We start from the raw sequence: 23,440 nt of genomic DNA, 5'->3' as shown, positions 1-23,440 counted from the left end.
GTCGCAACCGTTGCATCCGCGCGGCCAGATCGGCTTACAGTCCCCGGTTTCAAAGGACTTGAGCTGCACCGGCGGGTTCATCCTGAGGTCGTGCAAAACACCTGACTATCGATAAAAACTCATTGAAGCCATGACGCTGGCGCATGCCTCATGACGAGGCATGCGCTCACCTTTTTCGTGCTGTCAGACGGCCCGAATCACGTGTTTGATTTCCTGGAAAGCCTGCAAACCCCACGGCCCCAATTCGCGGCCGATGCTGCTTTGTTTGTAGCCACCCCAGGCGGTCTGCGGGAAGATCACTTGCGGCGCGTTGATCCACACAAGCCCCGCCTGCAAAGCGTTGGCGACCCGATCGGCCGCTTCGGCGTCGCGCGTGACCACGCTGGCCACCAGGCCAAACTGGCTGTCGTTGGCCAGGGCAATGGCCTCGGCTTCAGAGGTGAAACTGCGCACGCAAATCACCGGGCCGAAAATTTCTTCGCACCACAGCGCACTGTCGAGGGGCACATCGATGAAAAGGGTCGGCTGCAAAAAATAGCCGCGTGACAGGTCCGCCGGGCGATTACCGCCGCAGATCAGCTTTGCCCCGGCACTCAAACCACGGTCGATGTGGCCCAGCACGCGTTGGTATTGCGCCTGATTGACCAGTGCGCCCATTTCCACATTCGGGTCGAACGGGTCGGCCACGCGAATGGCTTCGGCGCGCACCTTCAATCGCGCTACAAATTCTTCCGCCAGCTCATCGGCAACCAGCACGCGGCTGGTGGCGGAACACATTTGCCCGGCGTTGAAGAAGCCACCGCCACAGGCCACTTCCACGGCCAGTTCGATGTCGGCATCGGCGAGTACCAGCAGCGAAGATTTGCCGCCCAATTCCAGGCTCACACCCTTCACGGTTTCTGCCGCTCGCTGCATCACTTGCACGCCCACCGCGTTACTGCCGGTGAAGGAAATCTTGGCGATGCGCGGATCAGCCGACAGCGGCGCACCGACGGCCAGGCCGGTGCCGCAGACCAGATTGAACACACCGTTTGGCAGACCGGCTTCGGCAATGATCGTCGCCAGTTCCAGCTCCGGCAGCGGCGTCACTTCCGACGGTTTAAGCACCACGCAGCAACCGGCGGCCAGGGCTGGGGCGAGTTTCCAGGCGGTGGTAACCATCGGGAAATTCCACGGCACGATCAGCCCCACCACGCCGCACGGTTCGCGGCGCAAACGGGCGCTGAAATCATCGCTCGGCAACGCCACGGCGCTGTCTTGCTTGGCGTCCAGGCCTTCGGCCAGCTCGGCGTAATACTCGAAGGTGGCGATCACGTCGTCGACGTCGATGGCCGCTTCGAACAGCGGTTTGCCGTTGTTGCTCGACTGCAACTTCATCAACTGTTCGCGACCGGCCTGCACGCCCGCAGCGATTCTGCGCAGGATCGCCCCGCGCTCGGCGCCGGTGGTTTTCGACCATGCTTTGAACGCATGGGTCGCGGCTGTGACGGCTTGATCGACAGCCTGTGCATCGCCGCCATTAACGGTGGTCAACAGGGCTTCGGTCGCCGGGTTGATCACGCGCAAATGTTCGTGGCCGGCGGCCCATTGGCCGTTGATGTACAGGCCATCCAAAGTAGTTGGAAAACTCATTTCGACACCGCCTTCATCCACTGGGCCTGATCGATTTCAATCAGGGTCGGGCCCTGGCGATCGGTGGCAAGGCGCAATGCATCACGCAATCCGTCGACACTGCTGACCGCCTCGGCCGCACAGCCAAGGGCCTTGGCCACTCCGATGAAATCGGGGGTGTAGATATCCACGCCCACCGGCTCGATGGCGCGGTTGACCATGTATTTCTTGATCTCTTCGTAGCCCTGGTTATTCCACAGCAGGACGATCACCGGGGTGCGTGCTTCCACCGCACTGGCCAATTCCGGCAAAGTGAATTGCAGACCACCGTCGCCGATCAGGCACACCACCGGAGGGCGTGCGCCGCCTTCGACGCGGCCACCAAGCCAGGCACCAATCGCTGCTGGCAAGGCGTAACCGAGGGTGCCGTAACCAGTGGACGAGTTGAACCAGCGACGCGGGCGTTCCGGGTTGAAGGTCAGGTTGCCGGTGTACACCGGTTGGGTCGAATCGCCGACGAATACCGCGTTCGGCAATTCATGCAAAACAGTTTCCAGGAAGCGAGTCTGGGCCAGCGTCGGGGCGTCCCAGGATGCGGCCAATTCATCGCGCAAACGCGCGGCACGCACCTGGCCCCAATCGTTGCGACGCTCGGCCAGCGACTGGTGGGACAGCGCACTCAGCAAGGCCTGAGCGGCGTTGCGCGAGTCGGCCACCAACGCGACTTTCGGCGGGTAATTACGCACGGTCTGGTCGGGGTCGATGTCCACGCGCAGCAGCACGCCGGGAATTTCGAAGCCGCCGGCGAAGGTGATGTCGTAATCGGTTTCGGCCAGTTCGGTGCCGATGGCCAGCACCACGTCGGCCTCGGCGACCAGCGCGCGAGTGGCTACCAGGCTTTGGGTCGAACCGATCAGCAGCGGGTGGCGGGATTCGAGCATGCCCTTGGCATTGATGGTCAGGGCCACTGGCGCGTCCAGCAGTTCGGCCAGTTCGGTCAATTCGGCCGCGGCATCGATGGCGCCGCCACCGGCGAGAATCAATGGGCGCTTGGCACCGGCCAGCCAGTCGGTCATGCGGCTGATCGCGCTGGGCGATGCACCGGCGCGGTCGATGTTCACCGGCACGCTGGCGAGCAAGTCATCGGCCTCTTCGACCAACACGTCCAACGGAATTTCGATGTGCACCGGACGCGGACGGCCAGCCTGGAACAGCGCGAAGGCGCGGGCCAACACGCCCGGCAATTCAGCCGCCGACATCAAGGTGTGAGAGAACGCTGCCACGCCGCCGACCAGTGCGCTCTGGTTCGGCAGCTCATGCAGCTTGCCGCGACCGCCGCCCAACTGGCTGCGCGATTGCACGCTGGAAATCACCAGCATCGGGATCGAGTCGGCGTAAGCCTGGCCCATGGCGGTGGTGATGTTGGTCATGCCAGGGCCGGTGATGATGAAGCACACGCCCGGTTTGCCGCTGGTGCGCGCATAACCGTCGGCCATGAAACCGGCGCCCTGTTCGTGACGCGGAGTGACGTGGTTGATGCTCGAACGGGCCAGCCCGCGATACAGCTCCACGGTGTGCACCCCGGGAATGCCGAACACCTGCTCGACCCCGTAATCTTCGAGTAACTTGACCAATACTTCGCCGCACGTCGCCATGTCTTTGCCCTTTTTGTTCGTTTGAGACGCCGGGCCTGCGCAGTGTTTATGATGGGTTGGCAGGTCCAGGGATGGCCTCATTGGAACGGGCGACACGTAGCCGCAACAATGGATAAAAAGTCATACTAGCCATGTCCTCACGTCATACCTTGGATCCCAATGAAACGATTGCCTCCCCTGCCGGCGCTGCACACTTTTCTGATCACCGCGCAGTGCTGCAACTTCACCCGGGCCGCCGAACAACTGCACATCACCCAAGGCGCGGTGAGCCGGCAGATCGCCGGGCTGGAAGATCATCTGGGTTATGAGCTGTTCATTCGCCAGGCGCGGGGCTTGAGCCTGACCGCCGAAGGACGGGAATGGCTGCCACGGGTGCAGCAGATTTTCGGGCTGATCGACGAGGCGGTGGAGCAGATCGGCGAGAAGCGCGAAACCCTGCAACTGAAAGCCCCGACCTGCGTGATGCGCTGGCTGTTACCGCGCCTGTTGCAGTGGCAAAAGGAACGCCCGGATGTACCGGTGGAATTGACCACCACGGTGAAGCACGGCGTGGATTTTCATCGCGAGCAGTTCGACGCGGCGGTGATGTATGGCCCGCCGCCAGACAGTTCACTGACCTCCCAGCATTTGTTCGATGAGCAACTGACGCCCGTGTGTTCCCGACCGATGCTTGAAGGGCCGATGGCCTTGCAGACACCGGCCGATCTGCAACAGCACTTGTTGCTGCACCCCACCCGCGATGAACGGGACTGGAACGCCTGGCTGAAGGCTGCGGATATTCGGCTGAGCAATGTCGGCAAAGGGCAGCATTTCGAAACCCTGGACCTGGCGATGTCGATGGCGTCCCAGGGGACGGGCGTGGCGATTGGCGATTGGTCGTTGATCGGCGATGACCTGAGTGCCGGACGGCTGGTCATGCCTTTTGACCTGAAGGTGAAAACCGGGTTGGCGTATTACCTGGTGTTCCCGGAAAAACCTGCACCTTCGCCGAAGTTGCGCGAATTGATGGGGTGGTTGGTGGAGCAGGCTCAGAGCCGCTGAAAACCCGAAAAGCATCGCGGGCAAGCCCGCTCCCACAGGATATCCGCTGTCCTGTGGGAGCGGGCTTGCCCGCGATGGAGGCCGTACGGTCGACATCAATGTTGAATGTACGTCCGTCTTCGCGAGCAGGCTCGCTCCCACAAGTGATCAGCGAACTCAATACCCGACAGTAAACCGCTGGCGGGGATGCTTCGGTGTTTGCACTTCATCAAGCAATGCAATGGCGAAGTCTGCAAAGGTAATCCAGCTGCGCCCCTCTGCACTCACCAGCAAGTCATCCTTGCCGATTCGAAACGTACCCGTGCGCTCACCTTCGACAAACTCTGCCGACGGCGACAGGAAGGTCCAGTCCAGGTCCTGTTCCTGACGCAAGGTATTCAGGAACGCGGCACCGGCGCTGGCCTCAGCCTTGTATTCCTCCGGGAAGCCTTCGCTGTCGATCACCCGAGAGCCGCCCGGCAGCAACAGCGAACCGGCACCGCCGACCACCAGCAGCCGTTTGACCCCGGCCTTCTTCGCCGGCTCGATGATCGCGCTGGCGGGGATGGTGGAGAAGTGCGCAGCGCTGATCACCGCATCATGCCCCGCCACGGCGGCTTGCAATGCAGCAGCGTCGAGTACGTCGACATTTTTGCTCACGACACCGGCACGCGGGGCGATTTTCGAGGTGTCGCGGGCAATGGCAGTGACGCTGTGACCGCGACGCAGGGCTTCTTCCAACAGTTGGCTACCGGCACGACCGGTGGCACCGATGATTGCGATGTTGCTCATGACATTTCTCCAGTTGGTTTGGGTGTATCTGTATTTATTTGTGTGGCACGGGGCGACGCAGAACCTGTGGGAGCGTGGCTTGCCCGCGAAGAACGATGACGCGTAATCCCTGAAAAACCGCGGTGCCTTCTTCGCGGGCAAGCCACGCTCCCACAGGATTTTCGTCGCTCCCCCTCGCCACAAAATCTCAGCGGATCACCACTTCATCTCGCCCTTGGCGACTTTGGCGCTCAGCTCGAGTGAGCTTTCTTCGCCCAGGGTCGGGTAGCGTTTTTTCATCGCGGCGATCAGTTCGGTAGCGTCTTTTGCCTTGGCGGTTTCTTCGTCGAAAGCCTTGATGTAATCGGCGGTGAACTGCACCGCCGCCAGAGAGCGAGCGCTCTCACCGAGGTAGTGACCCGGCACGATGGTGTTTGGCTTCAGCGCTTCAATCGCCTGCAGCGTCGTCAGCCAATCGGCATGGGATTGCGGGGGCTGGGTGTCGGCCATCCACACGTGAATGTTTTCGGCGACGACCACGCCTCCGACCACAGCCTTGATCGACGGAATCCACACAAAGCTGCGATCCGGCTGCTTGCCGTCCAGGCCGATCACCTGCAATTTTTGCCCTTCCAGCATCAGGCTGTCGCCCTTGAGCACCTGCGGCACGATGGTTTTGTTCGGCACATCGGCGCCCATTTTCGGGCCCCAGAATGCCAGTTTGCCGTCGACGGTTTTTTTGATGTGATCAACAGTCGGTTGCGAAGCCAGCACTTTGGCTTTCGGGAACGCCTGGGTCACGGTGTCGAGGCCGAAGTAGTAATCCGGGTCACCGTGACTGATGTAGATGGTGGTCAGCTGCTTGCCGCTGGCGCGGATTTTTTCCACCACTTGTTCGGCCTGGGCTTTGCCGAATTGCGCGTCCAGCAGAATCGCTTCCTTCTCGCCGCTGACCAGTACCGAGGTCACCGGGAAGATCGCGTTGGTGCCAGGGTTGTAAACGTCCAGCGTCAAGGTGGACGCCGCCGCGGCGTGGGCCGCGAAGCCAAGCGTGGCGGTTGCCAGAAGAATGCGTTTGATTGAAGTGAAGCCGATCATCTGTTGCTCCGTTGTCCGAATGCCGTGCTTGGCGATGGGACAGAGCTTAGTTGCCTGGTTCGATACAAAAAATGCGATGCTTGAACATAGTTTGTTTCTGAAAGCGGGCAAATCATGGATCGTCTACAAGCAATGCGGGTGTTCGTTACGGTGGTGGACCTGGGCAGCCAATCGGCCGCCGCCGATCATCTGGACCTGTCACGGCCGGTGGTTTCCCGGTATCTGGCGGAGCTGGAGGATTGGGTCGGCGCGCGCCTGATGCACCGCACCACGCGCAAATTGAGCCTGACCACCGCCGGCAGCGAGATCCTGCCGCGCTGTCGGCAGATGCTCGAGTTGTCCACCGACATGCAAGCCGCCGTCAGCGAGCCGGACGACGCACCACGCGGCTCGCTGCGCATCAGCGTCAGCACCTCGTTCGGCCAGGCCCAACTGGCAGACGCCATGGCGGCTTACGTCAAACGTTACCCCGGCGTCAGCATCGATATGCAAATGCTCGATCGCACGGTGAACCTGGTGGATGAACGCATCGACCTGGCCATCCGCACCAGCAACGACCTGGACCCGAACCTGATCGCCCGGCGGCTGACGGTCTGCCGTTCAGTGATCTGCGCCTCGCCCGCGTACCTGCGCGAGCACCCGACACCGCAACGGGTCGAGGACCTGAGCCTGCACAACTGCCTGACCCACTCCTACTTCGGCAAGAGTCTCTGGCATTTCGAACAAGACGGCGAGCCCGTCTCGGTGCCGGTGCAGGGCAACATCAGCGCCAACGAAGCCAGCACGCTGTTACGCGCGACGATGGCCGGGGCTGGCGTGGTGATGCTGCCCAGTTACCTGGCCGGCGTGCATATCCACAGCGGCGAACTGATCCGCCTGCTGCCCCAGGCCGAGCCTCGGCAGCTGAACATCTATGCGGTGTATGCCTCACGCAAACACATGCCGGTGGCGTTGCGCAGCATGCTGGATTTTCTGGTGCTCAGATTTCCGGAAGAACCGGCGTGGGATATCGGGTTGTAAACACATCCCCTGTGGGAGCTGGCTTGCCTGCGATGGCGTCGTCACATCCAACAATGATGCTGATTGACTGACCGCTATCGCTGGCAAGCCAGCTCCCACAGGGATATCAATGCTCTGAATATCGCGTTAACCGCGAAAGCCAGCCTTGCTGGCAACCCACCAGCGCTGACCTATGCTCAAAGCAGTACCGAAAGGTATTCGTTCAGAGGTCAACGCCATGAACATCAAAACAAGAAGATACCTCGCCATTTTCGTCACTTGCGCGGCGACACTGGCGCTGTATGGCACAGCCGCCTGGCGTGTCGAGCAGTTGCGACAACAGCCCCGTGACTTTGCGAGCTGCAACTTCGAGCGCTGCATTCCCCACAACGCGACCCTCAACGCCCTCCGGTAAGGAAGGGGTTCAGGCCTCGTTGTCCTGATCGGCATGGTCCTGATCGGCCTTCAAACGGTCGCGAAAGGCTTTGGGCGAAATTCCCACGCGACGCCTGAACAGGCGTGTGAAGTTGGTCGGATCGGAAAACCCCAGCACGTCGGACATTTCATAAATGGTCATGCTGGTGTAGGTCAGCAAGCGCTTGGCCTCCAGCAATTGACGCTCGTGCATGATCTGCAACGCCGGTTGCCCCGCCAGTTCACGGCACGTGCCATTGAGGTGGGACACGGAAATCCCCAGCCGATGCGCCAGGTCCTCGACCTTGACGTGCTGGCGATAGGTTTCTTCCACCAGCTGAATAAAGCCGTTGAGGTATTCCCGAGCCCGCTGCGGACGCTGGGTGGCGGTTTGGCGCTGAATCACCTGGCGGCTGATCCACACCATAATCACGCTGACCAGCGAATGCATGAGCATTTCCCGCGCCGGTTGATGGCCGGTGTACTCGCTTTGCAGCGCTGAAAACAGGCTGTTGAGGTACTCGCTGTCCTTGCCCGCCGGGTAGCTTTCGGCCTGTGCCAGAGCCTTCACCGAATTGCCCAGTTGTGCTTGCAGGTGGGCGATCAGCGGCGCGGCCAGCGTGACGACGAAACCTTCGACGTCCTCGGAAAACCGATAACCATGCACCGATAACGGCGGCAGAATCAGGATCGCCGGCTCAGTCAATTGTGAGCGTTTGCCTTCGATCTCAAGCTCTGCCTGACCTTTGAAAACGAAGAGTAACTGACACAAATCGGCATGGCGGTGGGGTTTGATTTCCCATTGATGTTCGCGGCTGCGTTTGGAAATGGTTTCACAGTGCAACAAGTCAGGGGTCGGCCAGTCCAGGCTTTCACCATAGAGTTTGAACACCGGAATCGATGGCAGGTCAGGCTTGTTCATCACTTCAATCCAGGCCTCGAGGGTAACGGGGCGATAATCGCACCGATTGGCAGAATGTACAGGTATCGGCTCAGTTTTCCCCTTCAATTGACAGACTCGCAAGTGAAAAATGCAAGTACTCGATCCATAAAAATCATTCACCGGCCTTGGCCGTGTGGAGCTTGCGAGTCATAAAAACAATGAAAACACTGAAAACCCAAGTCGCGATCATCGGTGCCGGCCCCTCTGGCTTGCTACTCGGCCAATTGCTGCATAACGCCGGCATCGACACCTTGATCCTCGAACGCCAGACCCCGGATTACGTGCTCGGACGCATCCGCGCCGGTGTCCTCGAACAAGGCATGGTAGAGCTGTTGCGTCAGGCCGGAGTGGGTCAGCGCATGGATGCCGAAGGGCTGGTCCATACAGGCTTCGAACTGGCCCTCGACGGGCGCCGAGTGCACATCGATCTGCAGGCGCTGACGGGCGGCAAAACCGTAACGATCTATGGCCAGACCGAGGTCACCCGCGACCTGATGGCCGCTCGTCGGGACGCCGGTGCACAGACGATCTACGAAGCCAGCAATGTCGTCCCCCACGGCATGAAAACCGCTGAACCCTTTGTCACCTTCGACAAGGAAGGCGAAACGTATCGACTCGATTGTGACTACATCGCCGGTTGCGACGGTTTCCATGGCGTGGCGCGGCAGTCGATCCCTGCCGACTGCCTGAAGGTATTCGAGCGGGTTTATCCGTTCGGATGGTTGGGGATTCTCGCTGACACGCCGCCGGTGCACGAAGAGTTGGTCTATGCGCGGCATGAACGTGGTTTTGCGTTGTGCAGCATGCGTTCGCCGACACGTACCCGTTACTACCTCCAGGTACCGGCCCAGGACAAAGTCGAGGATTGGTCTGACCAACGCTTCTGGGATGAGCTCAAATCCCGTCTGCCTGCCGCCCTCGCCGACACGCTGGTGAGCGGCCCGTCGATCGAAAAAAGCATCGCGCCGCTGCGCAGCTTCGTAGTCGAACCGATGCAGTACGGGCGGATGTTCCTGGTCGGCGACGCCGCCCACATCGTCCCGCCCACCGGCGCCAAGGGCCTGAACCTGGCGGCCAGCGATGTCAGTACGTTGTTCAATATTCTGCTGAAGGTTTACCGCGAAGGCCGTGTGGATTTGCTGGAGAAGTATTCCGAGGTTTGCTTGCGGCGGGTGTGGAAAGCCGAGCGGTTTTCCTGGTGGATGACCTCGATGTTGCATCGCTTCGACGAGCACGACGCGTTCAGCCAGCGCATCAGCGAATCGGAGCTGGCCTATTTCGTGGACTCTGAGGCGGGCCGAAAAACCATTGCAGAAAATTACGTCGGGCTTCCATACGAGGCTATCGAATAGCCTGCTACCGACTTACACTGGCGAGCATCCCGCTCGCCTTGCCTGCTGCGGGCCTATTACTGCCCGCAGGTTTTACCCGTGACCAATCTCAACCAGCCTGAAACGCCCAAACCGGCCATTCGCAGCGTGCTGATCGCCCTGATGCTGGCGATTTTTCTGGGCGCGCTGGACCAGACCATCGTCGCCGTGTCGATGCCGGCCATCTCCGCGCAGTTCAAGGATGTCAGCCTGCTGGCCTGGGTGATTTCCGGGTACATGGTGGCGATGACCGTGGCGGTGCCGATTTACGGCAAACTCGGCGACCTGTATGGGCGCCGCAAGTTGATGCTGTTCGGCATGGGGGTGTTCACCCTGGCGTCGTTGTTCTGCGGCATGGCGCAGAGCATGGAGCAACTGGTGCTGGCGCGGATTCTTCAGGGCATCGGCGCCGGCGGGATGATTTCGGTGAGCCAGGCAATCATCGGCGACATCGTTCCACCCCGCGAACGCGGTCGCTATCAGGGTTATTTCAGCAGCATGTACGCGGTGGCCAGCGTGGCCGGCCCGGTGCTCGGTGGCTACATGACCGAATACCTGTCCTGGCGCTGGGTATTTCTGATCAACCTTCCATTGGGCCTGGGTGCCTGGCTGGTGGCCCAACGTACGCTGGTGGGTTTGCCCGTGCCGCAGCGCAAGCCGATCATCGATTACTTCGGCACATTGCTGATGATCATCGGCCTGACGGCGTTGTTGCTGGGCATCACTCAGGTCGGCCAGGGCCATTCGTGGCGCAGCGCCGAAGTATCGGCCTTGCTCGGTTGTGCGGTGGTGGTGCTGGCGCTGTTCGTCTGGCATGAACGGCGGGCGCGGGAACCGTTGCTGCCGATGCACTTGTTCGCCAACCGCAGTGCGATTTTTTGCTGGTGCACGATTTTCTTCACCAGTTTCCAGGCGATTTCCTTGATCGTGCTGATGCCGCTGCGCTTTCAGAGCGTCACCGGCGCCGGGGCTGACAGCGCCGCGCTGCACCTGTTGCCGCTGGCCATGGGTTTGCCGATAGGCGCGTACTTTGCCGGACGCCAGACCTCGGTGAGCGGTCGCTATAAACCGATGATCCTGACTGGCGCCTTGCTGATGCCGTTCTCGATTCTCGGCATGGCGTTCAGTGCGCCTCAGGCGTTTGTGCTGAGCAGTCTGTTCATGTTGCTCAGTGGTATCGCCAGCGGCATGCAGTTTCCGACATCGTTGGTGGGCACGCAAAACTCGGTGGAACAACGGGACATCGGCGTCGCCACCAGCACCACCAATCTGTTCCGCTCTCTGGGCGGGGCAGTGGGTGTGGCGTTAATGTCGGCGCTGCTGCTGGCGTTGTTGCAGGATTCGAGTTTCGCGCACCTGGCCGGCTCTTCGCTGATGGCCGAGGGGAGTTCGGGGAATGTCTTGCTGGACGGATTGAACGCCGCGCCGGGGGATGCGCAGGACGCCTTGCGCGCTGAGTTGCTGCTGACCTTCCGGCATTTGCTGATGGTTAGCGCCGCGGTGTCGCTGCTGGGGCTGGCGGCGGCGATTGCCATGCCCAATAGAGTATTGCGGGGGCGGGAGGACAAGGTTCGCTAACCCCTCCGACCGAGAGGTCTGTGCTTTGAAGGGCTTTTCTGTGACGAGGCGCTTTTCTGTGGCGAGGGAGCTTGCTCCCGCTGGGTGGCGCAGCCGCCCCAAACCCATTCACCCCAATTCTTCAGGTAATCCGCGGTGCCTGATTTGCGACTGCTGCGCAGCCGAACGGGAGCAAGCTCCCTCGCCACAAAAGCCCCATTCCACAGGCCCCACTCCACACAGGCCCCATCACGGCATCAGTCAATCAAGGCCGGGTGCGCAGCTGCTGCTGCAGATTCTGAATCTGCGCCTGCAGGGTGTTGATGTTGCGGGTGACCTGGCCGCGGAAGGCGTCGAACTCGGCAGTGTTGGTGCCACCTTGTGCGGCGGCCGGGCGATTGTCCTGTTGGCTTTTGAGCACGATCATGTCTTGCTCCAGGCGCTCGATGGCGGCGCTTGGGTTACCTTGCCTCTTCAGCGCGGTAATGTCGGCCCCCAGGCTTTTGAGCTGGGCATCGATTTGGCTGGTATCGGCCGACGCGTTCTTCAACGCGGCCAGTTCGCCGCTCAAGGCTTTGACCTGCGCCTGCAACTGAGCATTGGCGGTTTGTTGTTCGGTGGCTTGCGCGGTCATTTGCGCCAGGCGCTTGTCCAGATCGGAGGTCTGGCCGAGTACGCCTTGCTGCTGTTTGCTCTGGTCCTGAAGCTTGCTTTCCAGCTGCTTGCTCTGGTCCTGGAGTTTGCCTTCGAGCTGTTTGATTTGCAGCTTCAACGCTTCACTGCCGGTGTTGACGTTGGACTGGCTGGCCACGACCTTGCCGGAAATGTCCTGCAAGCGCCCCGCCGCTTCCTCACTGATACGCGCGAAACTTTCCTGGGTCGCCACCAGTTGCTGTTCCATCAGCGAGATCTGCTGAAAACTCCACCAGGCAAGGCCGGCGAAGGCAAAGAATAACGCGCCGACCAATGCCCACAAAGGCCCAGTGCTCGGGCCTTTGACCTTGACCACCGGTGTGGTGCGCGAATGCACGGAAGTGCGAGCGGTGGTCGGAAAATCATCGTCATCGAGGCTGCTGGCGCGCAGGCTCGGGACATCGTCGAAGTCGTCGTTGGCATCGTTACGCATGGGCATTAGGGTCAACCTTTGTGGAACGCGGTGATGGCTTGATGCGGCGAAGTATAACCCCCGCTGCCGCACCGGTTGACCCTGAACCCCGAACTCGGTTCAGTAAGGGCCATCCTTGTGTGTCAGCGAATGTCCTGAGCCTTCCACCAACCGCAGAACTCATCGAGGGCGGTCCAGAGGCTGACTTTCGGATCGTAGTCCAGATAATGCCGTGCGCGGCTGATGTCCAGGGTGAAGTTTTTGTTCATGACCTGCATGCCCAGCCGCGATAGCGTCGGCTCGGGACGACCTGGCCACAGCTTGCACACGCCCTCGTTGAGCGCGGCAAGGCTGTAGGCCAAACCGTAGGAACGGTAGCGGGTAACCTGTGGGACATCCATTTGACGCATCACGTAATTGACCACATCCCACAACGGAACCGGCGCTCCGTTGCTGATGTTGTAGGCCTTGCCCAAGGCCGAACCGCTGGCCAGCAAGCTGCTGAGCAACGCTTCATTGAGGTTTTGCACGCTAGTGAAATCAACCTTGTTCAGGCCGTTGCCGATAATCGCCAACCGCCCTTTACGCTGCATTTTCAGCAATCTTGGGAAAATGCTCATATCGCCTGCGCCCGTCACGAAACGCGGGCGCAGGGCCAGGGTTTCGAGGCCGAATTCCTGCGCGCCGAAGACTTTTTGCTCGGCCAGGTATTTGGTCGCTGCGTAGGGATGCTTGAAGCGCTTGGGCACCTGCTCTTCGGTCAACCCCAGATGATCACGGCCATCGAAGTAGATCGACGGTGACGACAAGTGCACCAGGCGCCGAACCCGCTGTTTCAGACAGGCCTCGACCACGTTCTCGGTGACTTCGACGTTGCCTTGATGAAAGTCCTGATACCGCCCCCACAAACCCACAGCGCCGGCGCAATGGACCACGGCTTCGACGTCTGAACACAGGTCCCGCGCCAGTTGCGGGTCGCTCAAGTCGCCTTGAATGAACTCGGCGCCACGGCGCACCAGATGCTCGACACTCTCGGCCCGGCGACCGTTGACCCGCACGTCCAGGCCCTGCTCCAGGGCGAAACGCGCAAAGCGTCCGCCAATGAAGCCGCTTGCGCCGGTGACCAGAATTTTCATGAATTGCTCCTACAGATGCAGCTACAAGCTTCAAGCTACGAGCTGCAAGTTAAAACCGGTGGGCAAGCTCTTCACTTGCCGCTCGCAGCTTGACGCTTACCGCTGCTCTAAGGGCACCAGCCATTGCTTCGACGAGTGCACCAATTGGTCGGTGAGTAACCCCAGCAACTGACCGCCATTGCGCCAATGATGCCAGTACAGCGGCACATCGATCGGCTTATCTGGCAAAAGCTCCTGCAATTGGCCGCGTTCCAGTTGCTCGCGCACCTGCAATTCAGGCACCAGGCCCCAGCCAAGCCCCGCTTCCGTAAGACGAAGAAAGCCTTCGGACGATGGGCATAAATGGTGTTCGAAACCGCCATCCACACCGAGGGAGGCGAGGTAGCGATGCTGTAGGAAATCATCCGGGCCAAACACCAGGGCCGGGGTTTTGGCTAGCTGATCGGCGCGTACACCTTCGGGAAAATGCCGGGCAATGAACGCCGGGCTCGCCATCGCACGGTAACGCATCGCCCCCAACAGAACGCTGCGCGCACCGGCCACTGGCCGTTCACTGGCACAGACACACCCCGCCACTTCGCCTGCGCGCATGCGTTTAAGGCCGACGGTCTGGTCTTCTACCACCAAATCGAGCAGCAAATGTTGTTCCGCACAAAAGTCGCCCACCGCCTCGGCCCACCAAGTGGCAAGGCTGTCGGCATTCAGCGCGATGCGCAGGCGTTCCGGCAGCCCTTCTTCGTCCAGCGCCGGGACCAACGTTTGTAGATCCCGCTCAAGCAATCGCACTTGCTGCACATGGTTGAGCAAGCGCCGGCCAATCTCCGTCGGCGCCGGGGGTGTGACCCGCACCAACACCGGTTGGCCAACCCGTGCCTCCAGCAGTTTGATCCGCTGGGAGATCGCCGATTGGGACAAACCCAATACCTGCGCGGCGCGTTCGAATCCGGCCTGCTCGATGACGGCGGCGAGCGCGGACAGTAATTTGTAGTCGAACATCAGTTTTCCTAATGGGCGATCAGTACTATTGGTTTTTCTTATACAGCCTTCAACCGGAGAATGGCCAGCAAGAACTCTTGAACAAGGATCACCGACATGGCTGGCGAAACGTCATTGGCAACCCTGCTGCGCAGCATGAGCCCGCAACTCAACGAAGGCGAATACGTGTTCTGCACGTTGCGCGACGGCAAGCTGCCCGCCGGCCTTGAGATTGTCGGCAGCTTTCGTGAACGGGAAGGCCTGACGGTGATTCTGGAACGTTCCCACGCTGAAAAGGCCGGTTTCAGCTTCGACTACGTCGCCGCCTGGATCACCTTGAACGTGCACTCGGCCCTCGAAGCCGTCGGCCTGACCGCCGCGTTCGCCACGGCACTGGGCCAGGCCGGCATCAGTTGCAACGTGATCGCCGGGTATTACCACGATCATTTGTTCGTCGGCCAGGCCGATGCCGAACGCGCCCTGCAGGTACTGCGGGATCTGGCGTCCAACGCGGAGTAAAACGTATGTGGCAAAGCTATGTGAACGGCCTGTTGGTGGCCGCGGGGCTGATCATGGCGATCGGCACCCAGAATGCATTCGTGTTGGCGCAGAGCCTTCGGCGTGAACATCACCTGCCGGTGGCTGCACTCTGTGTGACCTGCGATGCGCTGCTGGTGGCCGCCGGAGTGTTCGGGCTGGCGACGGTGCTGGCGCAAAACCCGACCCTGTTGGCCATCGCTCGTTGGGGTGGCGCGGCGTTTTTGCTGTGGTATGGCAGCCTGGCGTTGCGTAGGGCGTGCTCGAAACAAAGCCTGCAACAGGGTGAAAATCAGACGGTACGCTCGCTGCGGGCGGTGCTGCTCAGTGCGTTGGCGGTGACGTTGCTCAACCCGCACGTTTATCTGGACACCGTGTTGCTGATCGGCTCCCTCGGCGCTCAACAAACCGAGCCCGGTGCTTATGTGGTGGGCGCGGCCAGTGCGTCATTGCTGTGGTTTTTCACTTTAGCCCTTGGCGCGGCATGGCTGGCGCCGTGGCTGGCAAGGCCAAGCACCTGGCGAATTCTCGACCTGTTGGTCGCCGTCATGATGTTCACCGTAGCGTTCCAGCTAATCAGCGCCGGATGATTTATTCCAAAAGGCTCTGGAACCTCTATTCCACACAGTTGTTGCGTGGTTATGCCGCACCCCCGGTGCTATGATCCGATCCCTGCGCCGCAAAGAGTACAAACTCCCCGGCGCATGTCTGGCCGCCCGTGATCGGCCTTGCGCTCACCGCAACTGACCTGATTAGGAGAATCATCATGGCTTTCGAATTGCCGCCGCTGCCTTACGCACACGATGCCCTGCAGCCGCACATCTCAGAGGAAACTCTGCAGTACCACCACGACAAGCACCACAACACCTATGTCGTGAACCTGAACAACCTGGTGCCAGGCACCGAGTTCGAAGGCAAGACCCTGGAAGAAATCGTCAAGACTTCCTCGGGCGGTATCTTCAACAACGCCGCTCAGGTCTGGAACCACACGTTCTACTGGAACTGCCTGGCACCAAACGCCGGCGGTCAACCAACCGGCGCGCTGGCTGATGCCATCAACGCAGCGTTCGGCTCGTTCGACAAGTTCAAGGAAGAGTTCAGCAAAACCTCCATCGGCACCTTCGGTTCCGGTTGGGGCTGGCTGGTGAAAAAGGCTGACGGTTCCCTGGCCCTGGCCAGCACCATCGGCGCCGGCAACCCGCTGACCAGCGGCGACACCCCGCTGCTGACCTGCGACGTCTGGGAACACGCTTACTACATCGACTACCGCAACCTTCGTCCGAAGTACGTCGAAGCGTTCTGGAACCTGGTCAACTGGAAGTTCGTGGCTGAGCAGTTCGAAGGCAAAACCTTCACCGCTTAAGCTTCGCGCCAGTCAAAAAACCCGGCTGTAGCCGGGTTTTTTTATGGGCTGGGGAAATGGGTACATTCCTCCAGCCGCCTTCGCGGGCAAGCCTCGCTCCCACAGTTGGAGGGAACATTCCCACAACGCGAGTGGCATTCGCCCTCTTGCCCTCACATCACAGCCGTCTAACATCAACCACAAGGAAAAATTGTCCCGCTCCCCTCAAGTTGAGGGCCTCAACAACCGACACAGTGCTAATAGGGCAAATACTCCAAACAACAGCCTATCGGCCAAGCTACCGGCAAAATCCCCTGGGTTGGATTGTCCCTTTGACTGACCTCACGGGATTGCCAATACTCATGGCAACTTGACGCTACCCGCACGGAACAAGGAATACCCCTTTGAAGCTGGAACTCAAGAACAGCTTGTCGGTGAAGTTGCTCCGGGTCGTGCTCCTGTCGGCATTGATCGTCGGCGTGGTCTTGAGCTGCGCGCAGATCGTTTTCGATGCCTACAAAACACGTCAGGCCGTAGCCAGCGATGCCCAGCGCATCCTCGATATGTTCCGTGACCCTTCGACCCAGGCCGTCTACAGCCTGGACCGGGAAATGGGCATGCAGGTGATCGAGGGCCTGTTTCAGGACGACGCCGTGCGCATGGCCTCCATCGGCCACCCTCACGAAGCCATGCTCGCGCAAAAAACCCGTGAATTGCAGCACTCCAACAGCCGCTGGCTGACCGATCTGATCCTCGGCCAGGAACGCACCTTCACCACCCAACTGGTGGGCCGCGGGCCCTACAGCGAGTATTACGGCGACCTGAGCATTACCCTCGACACCGCCACCTACGGCAAGGGCTTCATTGTCAGTTCCGTGATCATCTTCATCTCTGGCGTATTGCGCGCCATGGCCATGGCCCTGGTGCTGTATCTGGTCTATCACTGGCTGCTGACCAAACCGCTGTCGCGGATTATCGAACACCTGACCGAAATCAACCCGGACCGGCCGAGCGCCCACAAGATTCCGCAGCTCAAGGGGCATGAGAGAAACGAGTTGGGCGTCTGGATCAACACCGCCAACCAGTTGCTCGAATCCATCGAGCGCAACACCCACCTGCGCCACGAAGCGGAAAACAGCCTGCTGCGCATGGCCCAGTACGACTTCCTCACCGGTTTGCCGAACCGCCAGCAATTGCAGCAACAACTGGACAAGATCCTCGTCGACGCCGGTAAATTGCAGCGTCGGGTCGCGGTGCTGTGTGTCGGGCTCGATGATTTCAAAGGCATCAACGAACAGTTCAGCTATCAGGCCGGCGACCAATTGCTGCTGGCCCTGGCCGATCGACTGCGGGCCCATAGCGGTCGCCTCGGCGCCCTCGCCCGTTTGGGTGGCGATCAGTTTGCACTGGTCCAGGCCGACATCGAACAACCCTATGAAGCGGCCGAACTGGCCCAAAGCATTCTTGATGATCTGGAAGCGGCGTTCGCCCTCGATCATCAGGAAATCCGTCTGCGCGCCACCATCGGCATCACCCTGTTCCCCGAGGACGGTGACAGCACCGAGAAGTTGCTGCAAAAAGCCGAGCAGACCATGACCCTGGCCAAGACTCGCTCGCGCAACCGCTATCAGTTCTATATCGCCAGCGTCGACACGGAAATGCGACGGCGTCGCGAGCTGGAAAAAGACCTGCGCGATGCCTTGATCCGCGACCAGTTCTACCTCGTTTATCAACCGCAGATCAGCTACCGCGATCATCGCGTGGTGGGCGTCGAGGCGTTGATTCGCTGGCAACATCCCGAACACGGGCTAGTGCCGCCGGACCTGTTCATTCCGCTGGCCGAGCAGAACGGCACCATCATCGCTATCGGCGAATGGGTGCTGGATCAGGCCTGCAAACAATTGCGCGAATGGCACGATCAGGGTTTCGACCTGCGCATGGCGGTGAACCTGTCCACCGTGCAACTGCACCACGCCGAGTTGCCGCGGGTGGTCAATAACCTGCTGCAGATGTACCGCCTGCCACCGCGCAGCCTGGAACTGGAAGTCACCGAAACCGGCCTGATGGAAGACATCAGCACCGCCGCCCAGCACTTGTTGAGCCTGCGTCGCTCCGGCGCACTGATCGCCATCGACGACTTCGGCACCGGTTATTCATCCCTGAGTTATCTGAAAAGCCTGCCGCTGGACAAGATCAAGATCGACAAGAGCTTCGTTCAGGACCTGCTCGATGACGACGACGATGCGACCATCGTTCGGGCCATCATCCAGCTGGGCAAGAGCCTGGGCATGCAGGTGATTGCCGAAGGCGTGGAAACCGCCGAGCAAGAGGCCTACATCATCTCCGAAGGCTGCCACGAAGGTCAGGGCTATCACTACAGCAAACCGCTGCCGGCACGGGAACTGAGTGCCTACCTCAAGCAAGCCCAACGCAGTAACGCGGCCATCCTCTGAAACAGCCTTTGAAGGAACTGGCCAAGCCCTGTGGCGAGGGAGCTTGCTCCCGCTCGGCTGCGCAGCAGTCGCACTCAGGTTGACGCGATACTTCTGGCAGAACCGGGTTGCAGAATTTGGGACAGCTTCGCCGTCCAGCGGGAGCAAGCTCCCTCGCCACAGGGATCTGCCAGCTGTTACAGATCATTCTGTTGGCATTCAGCCGCGTAAATAAGAAATATTTACAGGAACAACCCTTTACACATAATGCGAAAGATTTGCATTATGTCGCAGTTTTGCGCGCCCCTCGCGCGTCCATCAATCACCGAAGCAGGATGTTCGCCATGATTCGTATGCCTCTGGCCACCGCCAGTCTGCTGGCCATCGCTATTTCCCTCGCCGGTTGCGGCGAAGGCAAAGACAAGGCTGCCGCTCCACAAGCGCCGACCCCGGCCGCCAGCACCGCTGCCCCGGCTGCGCCTGCTGCTACCGGTAAAGTCGATGAAGCCGCCGCCAAGGCTGTGGTTGCGCACTACGCCGACATCGTCTTCGCCGTTTACAGCGATGCCGAATCCACCGCGAAAACCCTGCAAACCGCCGTCGACGCGTTCCTGGCCAAGCCAAACGCCGATACGCTGAAAGCCGCCAAGGCTGCCTGGGTTGCGGCCCGCGTGCCTTACCTGCAGAGCGAAGTGTTCCGCTTCGGCAACACCATCATCGACGACTGGGAAGGTCAGGTGAACGCCTGGCCACTGGACGAAGGCCTGATCGACTACGTCGACAAATCCTACGAACACGCACTGGGTAACCCGGGCGCCACCGCCAACATCATCGCCAACACCAAAGTTCAGGTCGGCGAAGACAAGGTCGACGTGAAAGACATCACCCCGGAAAAACTCGCCAGCCTGAACGAGCTGGGCGGTTCCGAGGCCAACGTCGCCACCGGCTACCACGCCATCGAATTCCTGCTCTGGGGCCAGGACCTGAACGGCACCGGCCCTGGCGCCGGCAACCGTCCGGCTACCGACTACCTGGAAGGCAAAGGCGCTACCGGCGGTCACAACGATCGTCGTCGTGCTTACCTGAAATCCGTGACTCAATTGCTGGTCAACGACCTGCAAGAAATGGTCGGTAACTGGAAGCCGAACGTGGCCGACAACTACCGCGCCACCCTGGAAGCGGAACCGGCTGAAACCGGCCTGCGCAAAATGCTGTTCGGCATGGGCAGCCTGTCCTTGGGCGAACTGGCGGGCGAGCGCATGAAGGTTTCCCTGGAAGCCAACTCCCCGGAAGACGAACAGGATTGCTTCAGCGACAACACCCACAACTCGCACTTCTACGACGCCAAAGGTGTGCGTAACGTGTACCTGGGCGAATACACCCGTGTCGATGGCAGCAAAATGACCGGCGCCAGCCTGTCGTCGCTGGTCGCCAAAGCCGACCCGGCAGCCGACACCGCCCTGAAAGCCGACCTGGCTACCACCGAAGCCAAGCTTCAGGTCATGGTCGATCACGCCAACAAGGGTGAGCACTACGACCAACTGATCGCTGCCGGTAACACTGCTGGCAACCAGATCGTGCGTGACGCCATCGCCTCGCTGGTCAAGCAGACCGGTTCGATCGAAGCGGCCGCCGGCAAACTGGGCATCAGCGACCTGAACCCGGACAACGCTGATCACGAGTTCTGATCAACGCTGGCTGAGTGAAAAAGGCGACCTTCGGGTCGCCTTTTTCATGCCTGATTTTTGAGTGATGCTGATGGCCTCATCGCGGGCAAGCCCGCTCCCACAGGTTCAGTGCAAGACCCTGTGGGAGCGGGCTTGCCCGCGATGGCCGCGACTCGGTATCAAGTCAAACCCTGCGCCAAATCAACCAAACGATAATTCCTCTTATTCAAACTCCCCTGCCCTGTTAGACTTTGCGCCCTTGTTTTGCTCGTCTTGCAGGATGTCCGATGCCCTCGCTGCCTCTTCGCTTGTCCGCTCTGTTGCTGGCCCTGAGCCTGAGTGCCTGCGATGACGCTCCGCGTTTCACCCAGGCCGAACCCGGTGAAGCCCGCTCCGGCGGCAGTGCGACGGTACGCAAGACCGATCAGAACGCATTCTCCCTGCCGTCCGCCAACCTGCCGCCGTCACGACGCGTGGATTTCAGCGTCGGCAACAGTTTCTTTCGCAGCCCTTGGGTGATTGCCCCATCGACCACCACCGCCCGCGATGGCCTTGGCCCGTTGTTCAATACCAACGCCTGCCAGAACTGCCACATCAAGGACGGGCGCGGTCACCCGCCCGCGCCCGATGCACCGAATGCGGTGTCGATGCTGGTGCGCCTGTCGATTCCTGATACGCCGGCTTATGCCAAAGTCATCGAACAATTGGGCGTGGTGCCAGAGCCTGTCTACGGCGGGCAGTTCCAGGACATGTCGGTGCCCGGCGTCGTTCCGGAAGGCAAGGTGCGCGTCGATTACACGCCGGTCCCGGTGCGGTTCAAAGACGGCAGCGAAATCGAGTTGCGTAAACCGACCTTGCAGATGACCCAGCTCGGCTACGGCCCGATGCACCCCGACACGCGTTTCTCGGCGCGCATCGCACCGCCGATGATTGGCCTGGGCTTGCTTGAGGCGATCCCCGAAGAGGCCATCCTGGCTAACGCCGAGGCCCAGGCTCGGGAGAAGAACGGCATCGCCGGACGACCAAACCGGGTCTGGGATGACGCGCAGCAGAAAACCGTCCTCGGGCGATTTGGCTGGAAGGCCGGGCAACCGAACCTCAATCAACAAAACGTTCACGCGTTCTCTGGTGATATGGGCCTCACCACCAGCCTGAGACCCATTGATGACTGCACCGACGCGCAAACCGCTTGCAAGCAGGCGCCCAACGGCAATGGCCCGGATGGCGAGCCGGAAGTCAGCGATAACATCCTGCGTCTGGTGCTGTTCTACAGCCGTAACCTCGCGGTACCGGCCCGTCGCGATGTCGGCGCGCCGCAAGTGCTGGCCGGCAAGAATCTGTTTTTCCAGGCGGGATGCCAGTCCTGCCACACCCCGAAATACACCACCGCCGCCAACGCCGCGGAACCTGAATTGGCCAATCAAGTGATTCGCCCTTACAGCGACCTGCTGCTGCATGACATGGGCGACGGCCTGGCCGACCACCGCACCGAGTTCCAGGCCAGCGGCCGCGACTGGCGCACGCCGCCGTTGTGGGGCATCGGCTTGACGCAGACGGTCAACGGCCACACCCAGTTCTTGCATGACGGCCGCGCCCGCAACTTGCTCGAAGCCGTGCTCTGGCATGGCGGCGAGGCACAGGCGGCGCAGCAACAGGTTTTGTCTTTCAATGCCGAGCAGCGCGCGGCGTTGCTGGCGTTTTTGAATTCCCTTTAATACGTTTTCCTTCAGCGGGAGCCCGACATGTTCCGTCCCAAATTGTTGTTCACCAGCCTTGCCGCCCTCGCCCTGGGCGCCTGTTCGCCTCAGGACCCGCAAGCGGTCACGTCGGCGGCCATCGCCAAGCAAGTCATCCTGCCGACCTACAGCCGCTGGGTCGAAGCCGACCGTCAATTGGCGGTCAGCGCCCTGGCATTCTGCCAAGGCAAGGAAAACCTCGAAACCGCCCGCGCCGACTTCCTGCACGCGCAGAAAGCCTGGGCCGAGTTGCAACCGCTGCTGATCGGGCCGCTGGCCGAGGGCAACCGTTCGTGGCAGGTGCAGTTCTGGCCGGACAAAAAGAACCTCGTGGGCCGTCAGGTCGAGCAACTGGTCACCGCGCAGCCACAGATCGATGCCGCCGCCCTGACCAAGTCCAGCGTTGTGGTTCAGGGGCTCTCGGCCTATGAATACATCCTGTTCGACAGCAAGATCGACATGGCCGACAGCGCGCAGAAAGCCAAATACTGCCCGCTGTTGACCGCCATTGGCGAACGTCAGAAGCAACTGGCCGAAGAGATCCTGTCGCGCTGGAACACCAACGACGGCATGCTCGCGCAGATGAGCAAATTCCCGAACCAGCGCTACGCCGACTCCCACGAAGCGATCGCCGATCTGCTGCGCGTGCAGGTCACCGCGCTGGACACCCTGAAGAAAAAACTCGGCACGCCGATGGGTCGCCAGAGCAAGGGCACGCCACAGCCGTTCCAGGCCGATGCCTGGCGTAGCCAATCGTCGCTGCAAGGCCTGCAAGCAAGCCTGAGCGCGGCGCAAACAGTCTGGGTCGGTGTCGACAACAAAGGCCTGCGCGGTCTGTTGCCGAGCGAGCAGAAACCCTTGGCCGACAAGATCGACGCAGCCTATGCAACGTCCCTGAAACTGTTCTCCAGCAACCAACGCTCGCTGACCGACATGCTCACCGACGATGCCGGGCGCCAGCAGCTCAACGCCATCTACGACAGCCTCAACGTTGTCCATCGCCTGCACGAAGGCGAACTGGCCAAGGCGCTGGGCATCCAACTGGGCTTCAACGCCAACGACGGTGACTGAT

At 60.7% G+C, this 23,440-nt stretch carries 20 protein-coding genes; 12 read left to right on the top strand and 8 right to left on the bottom strand.

The window, feature by feature from the left end; translation table 11 throughout:
- Positions 1-183: 183 nt before the first annotated feature.
- Both AB7M26_RS11740 and AB7M26_RS11735 read right to left on the bottom strand, forming a co-directional pair.
- On the bottom strand, positions 184-1,632 hold the full coding sequence (locus AB7M26_RS11740; RefSeq protein ID WP_429384371.1) for an aldehyde dehydrogenase family protein: 1,449 nt from the start codon (positions 1,630-1,632) through the stop codon (positions 184-186).
- The gene (locus AB7M26_RS11735) at positions 1,629-3,266 is read right to left on the bottom strand and encodes a 5-guanidino-2-oxopentanoate decarboxylase (protein WP_123500702.1); all 1,638 of its coding nucleotides are present in this window, start codon (positions 3,264-3,266) and stop codon (positions 1,629-1,631) included. Before AB7M26_RS11735 ends, AB7M26_RS11740 begins: the two co-directional genes overlap by 4 nt.
- Positions 3,267-3,425: 159 nt before the next feature.
- Between AB7M26_RS11735 and AB7M26_RS11730 the strand changes: the two genes are divergently transcribed.
- Positions 3,426-4,307, top strand: coding sequence for a LysR substrate-binding domain-containing protein (locus tag AB7M26_RS11730; protein WP_429384368.1), 882 nt, complete (start codon positions 3,426-3,428; stop codon positions 4,305-4,307).
- Between the two features lie 156 nt (positions 4,308-4,463).
- Here the strand turns inward: AB7M26_RS11730 and AB7M26_RS11725 are convergent, their stop codons facing one another.
- The gene (locus AB7M26_RS11725; protein ID WP_429384365.1) at positions 4,464-5,078 is read right to left on the bottom strand and encodes an NAD(P)-dependent oxidoreductase; all 615 of its coding nucleotides are present in this window, start codon (positions 5,076-5,078) and stop codon (positions 4,464-4,466) included.
- Between the two features lie 195 nt (positions 5,079-5,273).
- Entirely contained in the window at positions 5,274-6,155 is an 882-nt protein-coding gene (locus AB7M26_RS11720) for an MBL fold metallo-hydrolase (RefSeq protein ID WP_429384362.1), read from the bottom strand.
- A gap of 114 nt (positions 6,156-6,269) precedes the next feature.
- On the opposite strand from AB7M26_RS11720, the gene AB7M26_RS11715 reads away from it, so the two are divergent.
- Positions 6,270-7,175, top strand: a complete 906-nt coding sequence (locus AB7M26_RS11715) for a LysR family transcriptional regulator (protein ID WP_429384359.1) — start codon at positions 6,270-6,272, stop codon at positions 7,173-7,175.
- 172 nt (positions 7,176-7,347) lie between these two features.
- Entirely contained in the window at positions 7,348-7,569 is a 222-nt protein-coding gene (locus AB7M26_RS11710; protein WP_123500711.1) for a hypothetical protein, read from the top strand.
- A gap of 9 nt (positions 7,570-7,578) precedes the next feature.
- Here AB7M26_RS11710 and AB7M26_RS11705 read toward each other — a convergent pair whose 3' ends face one another.
- The gene (locus AB7M26_RS11705; protein WP_429384356.1) at positions 7,579-8,490 is read right to left on the bottom strand and encodes a helix-turn-helix domain-containing protein; all 912 of its coding nucleotides are present in this window, start codon (positions 8,488-8,490) and stop codon (positions 7,579-7,581) included.
- A gap of 179 nt (positions 8,491-8,669) precedes the next feature.
- Here AB7M26_RS11705 and pobA point away from each other — a divergent pair, with 179 nt between their 5' ends.
- On the top strand, positions 8,670-9,863 hold the full coding sequence (pobA, locus tag AB7M26_RS11700) for a 4-hydroxybenzoate 3-monooxygenase (RefSeq protein ID WP_429375134.1): 1,194 nt from the start codon (positions 8,670-8,672) through the stop codon (positions 9,861-9,863).
- A gap of 78 nt (positions 9,864-9,941) precedes the next feature.
- Positions 9,942-11,459 (top strand): MDR family MFS transporter, encoded by a 1,518-nt coding sequence (locus AB7M26_RS11695; RefSeq protein ID WP_429375132.1) that lies wholly within the window; start codon positions 9,942-9,944, stop codon positions 11,457-11,459.
- A 244-nt stretch (positions 11,460-11,703) separates the two neighbouring features.
- Here AB7M26_RS11695 and AB7M26_RS11690 read toward each other — a convergent pair whose 3' ends face one another.
- The 3 genes from AB7M26_RS11690 to AB7M26_RS11680 all read right to left on the bottom strand — a co-directional run bounded on the left by AB7M26_RS11690 (position 11,704) and on the right by AB7M26_RS11680 (position 14,675).
- The gene (locus tag AB7M26_RS11690; RefSeq protein WP_427622944.1) at positions 11,704-12,570 is read right to left on the bottom strand and encodes a GumC domain-containing protein; all 867 of its coding nucleotides are present in this window, start codon (positions 12,568-12,570) and stop codon (positions 11,704-11,706) included.
- Positions 12,571-12,686: 116 nt separating this feature from the next.
- The gene (locus AB7M26_RS11685) at positions 12,687-13,679 is read right to left on the bottom strand and encodes an NAD-dependent epimerase/dehydratase family protein (protein WP_007898415.1); all 993 of its coding nucleotides are present in this window, start codon (positions 13,677-13,679) and stop codon (positions 12,687-12,689) included.
- Between the two features lie 96 nt (positions 13,680-13,775).
- A complete protein-coding gene (locus tag AB7M26_RS11680) occupies positions 13,776-14,675 on the bottom strand; it encodes a LysR family transcriptional regulator ArgP (RefSeq protein ID WP_429384349.1) in 900 nt (299 codons plus the stop codon).
- A gap of 96 nt (positions 14,676-14,771) precedes the next feature.
- Between AB7M26_RS11680 and AB7M26_RS11675 the strand changes: the two genes are divergently transcribed.
- The 7 genes from AB7M26_RS11675 (at position 14,772) to AB7M26_RS11645 (ending at position 23,439) form a co-directional block, all read left to right on the top strand.
- The gene (locus AB7M26_RS11675; protein ID WP_123500719.1) at positions 14,772-15,173 is read left to right on the top strand and encodes an ACT domain-containing protein; all 402 of its coding nucleotides are present in this window, start codon (positions 14,772-14,774) and stop codon (positions 15,171-15,173) included.
- A 5-nt stretch (positions 15,174-15,178) separates the two neighbouring features.
- The gene (locus AB7M26_RS11670) at positions 15,179-15,781 is read left to right on the top strand and encodes a LysE/ArgO family amino acid transporter (RefSeq protein WP_008069553.1); all 603 of its coding nucleotides are present in this window, start codon (positions 15,179-15,181) and stop codon (positions 15,779-15,781) included.
- Positions 15,782-15,957: 176 nt separating this feature from the next.
- Positions 15,958-16,554, top strand: a complete 597-nt coding sequence (locus tag AB7M26_RS11665; protein WP_007898423.1) for a superoxide dismutase — start codon at positions 15,958-15,960, stop codon at positions 16,552-16,554.
- A gap of 383 nt (positions 16,555-16,937) precedes the next feature.
- Positions 16,938-18,986: a putative bifunctional diguanylate cyclase/phosphodiesterase gene (locus AB7M26_RS11660; protein ID WP_123500721.1), complete on the top strand. Its 2,049-nt coding sequence runs from the start codon at positions 16,938-16,940 to the stop codon at positions 18,984-18,986.
- A gap of 323 nt (positions 18,987-19,309) precedes the next feature.
- Positions 19,310-20,653 (top strand): imelysin family protein, encoded by a 1,344-nt coding sequence (locus AB7M26_RS11655; RefSeq protein WP_123500723.1) that lies wholly within the window; start codon positions 19,310-19,312, stop codon positions 20,651-20,653.
- Positions 20,654-20,919: 266 nt separating this feature from the next.
- On the top strand, positions 20,920-22,347 hold the full coding sequence (locus tag AB7M26_RS11650; protein ID WP_123500725.1) for a di-heme oxidoreductase family protein: 1,428 nt from the start codon (positions 20,920-20,922) through the stop codon (positions 22,345-22,347).
- 27 nt (positions 22,348-22,374) lie between these two features.
- On the top strand, positions 22,375-23,439 hold the full coding sequence (locus tag AB7M26_RS11645; RefSeq protein WP_123500727.1) for an imelysin family protein: 1,065 nt from the start codon (positions 22,375-22,377) through the stop codon (positions 23,437-23,439).
- Position 23,440 lies beyond the last annotated feature (1 nt).

It is taken from the genome of Pseudomonas sp. F-14 TE3482 (assembly GCF_053629455.1).
The sequence above is the reverse complement of the archived record's forward strand: the minus strand, read 5'-3'. Positions and strand labels throughout refer to the sequence as shown.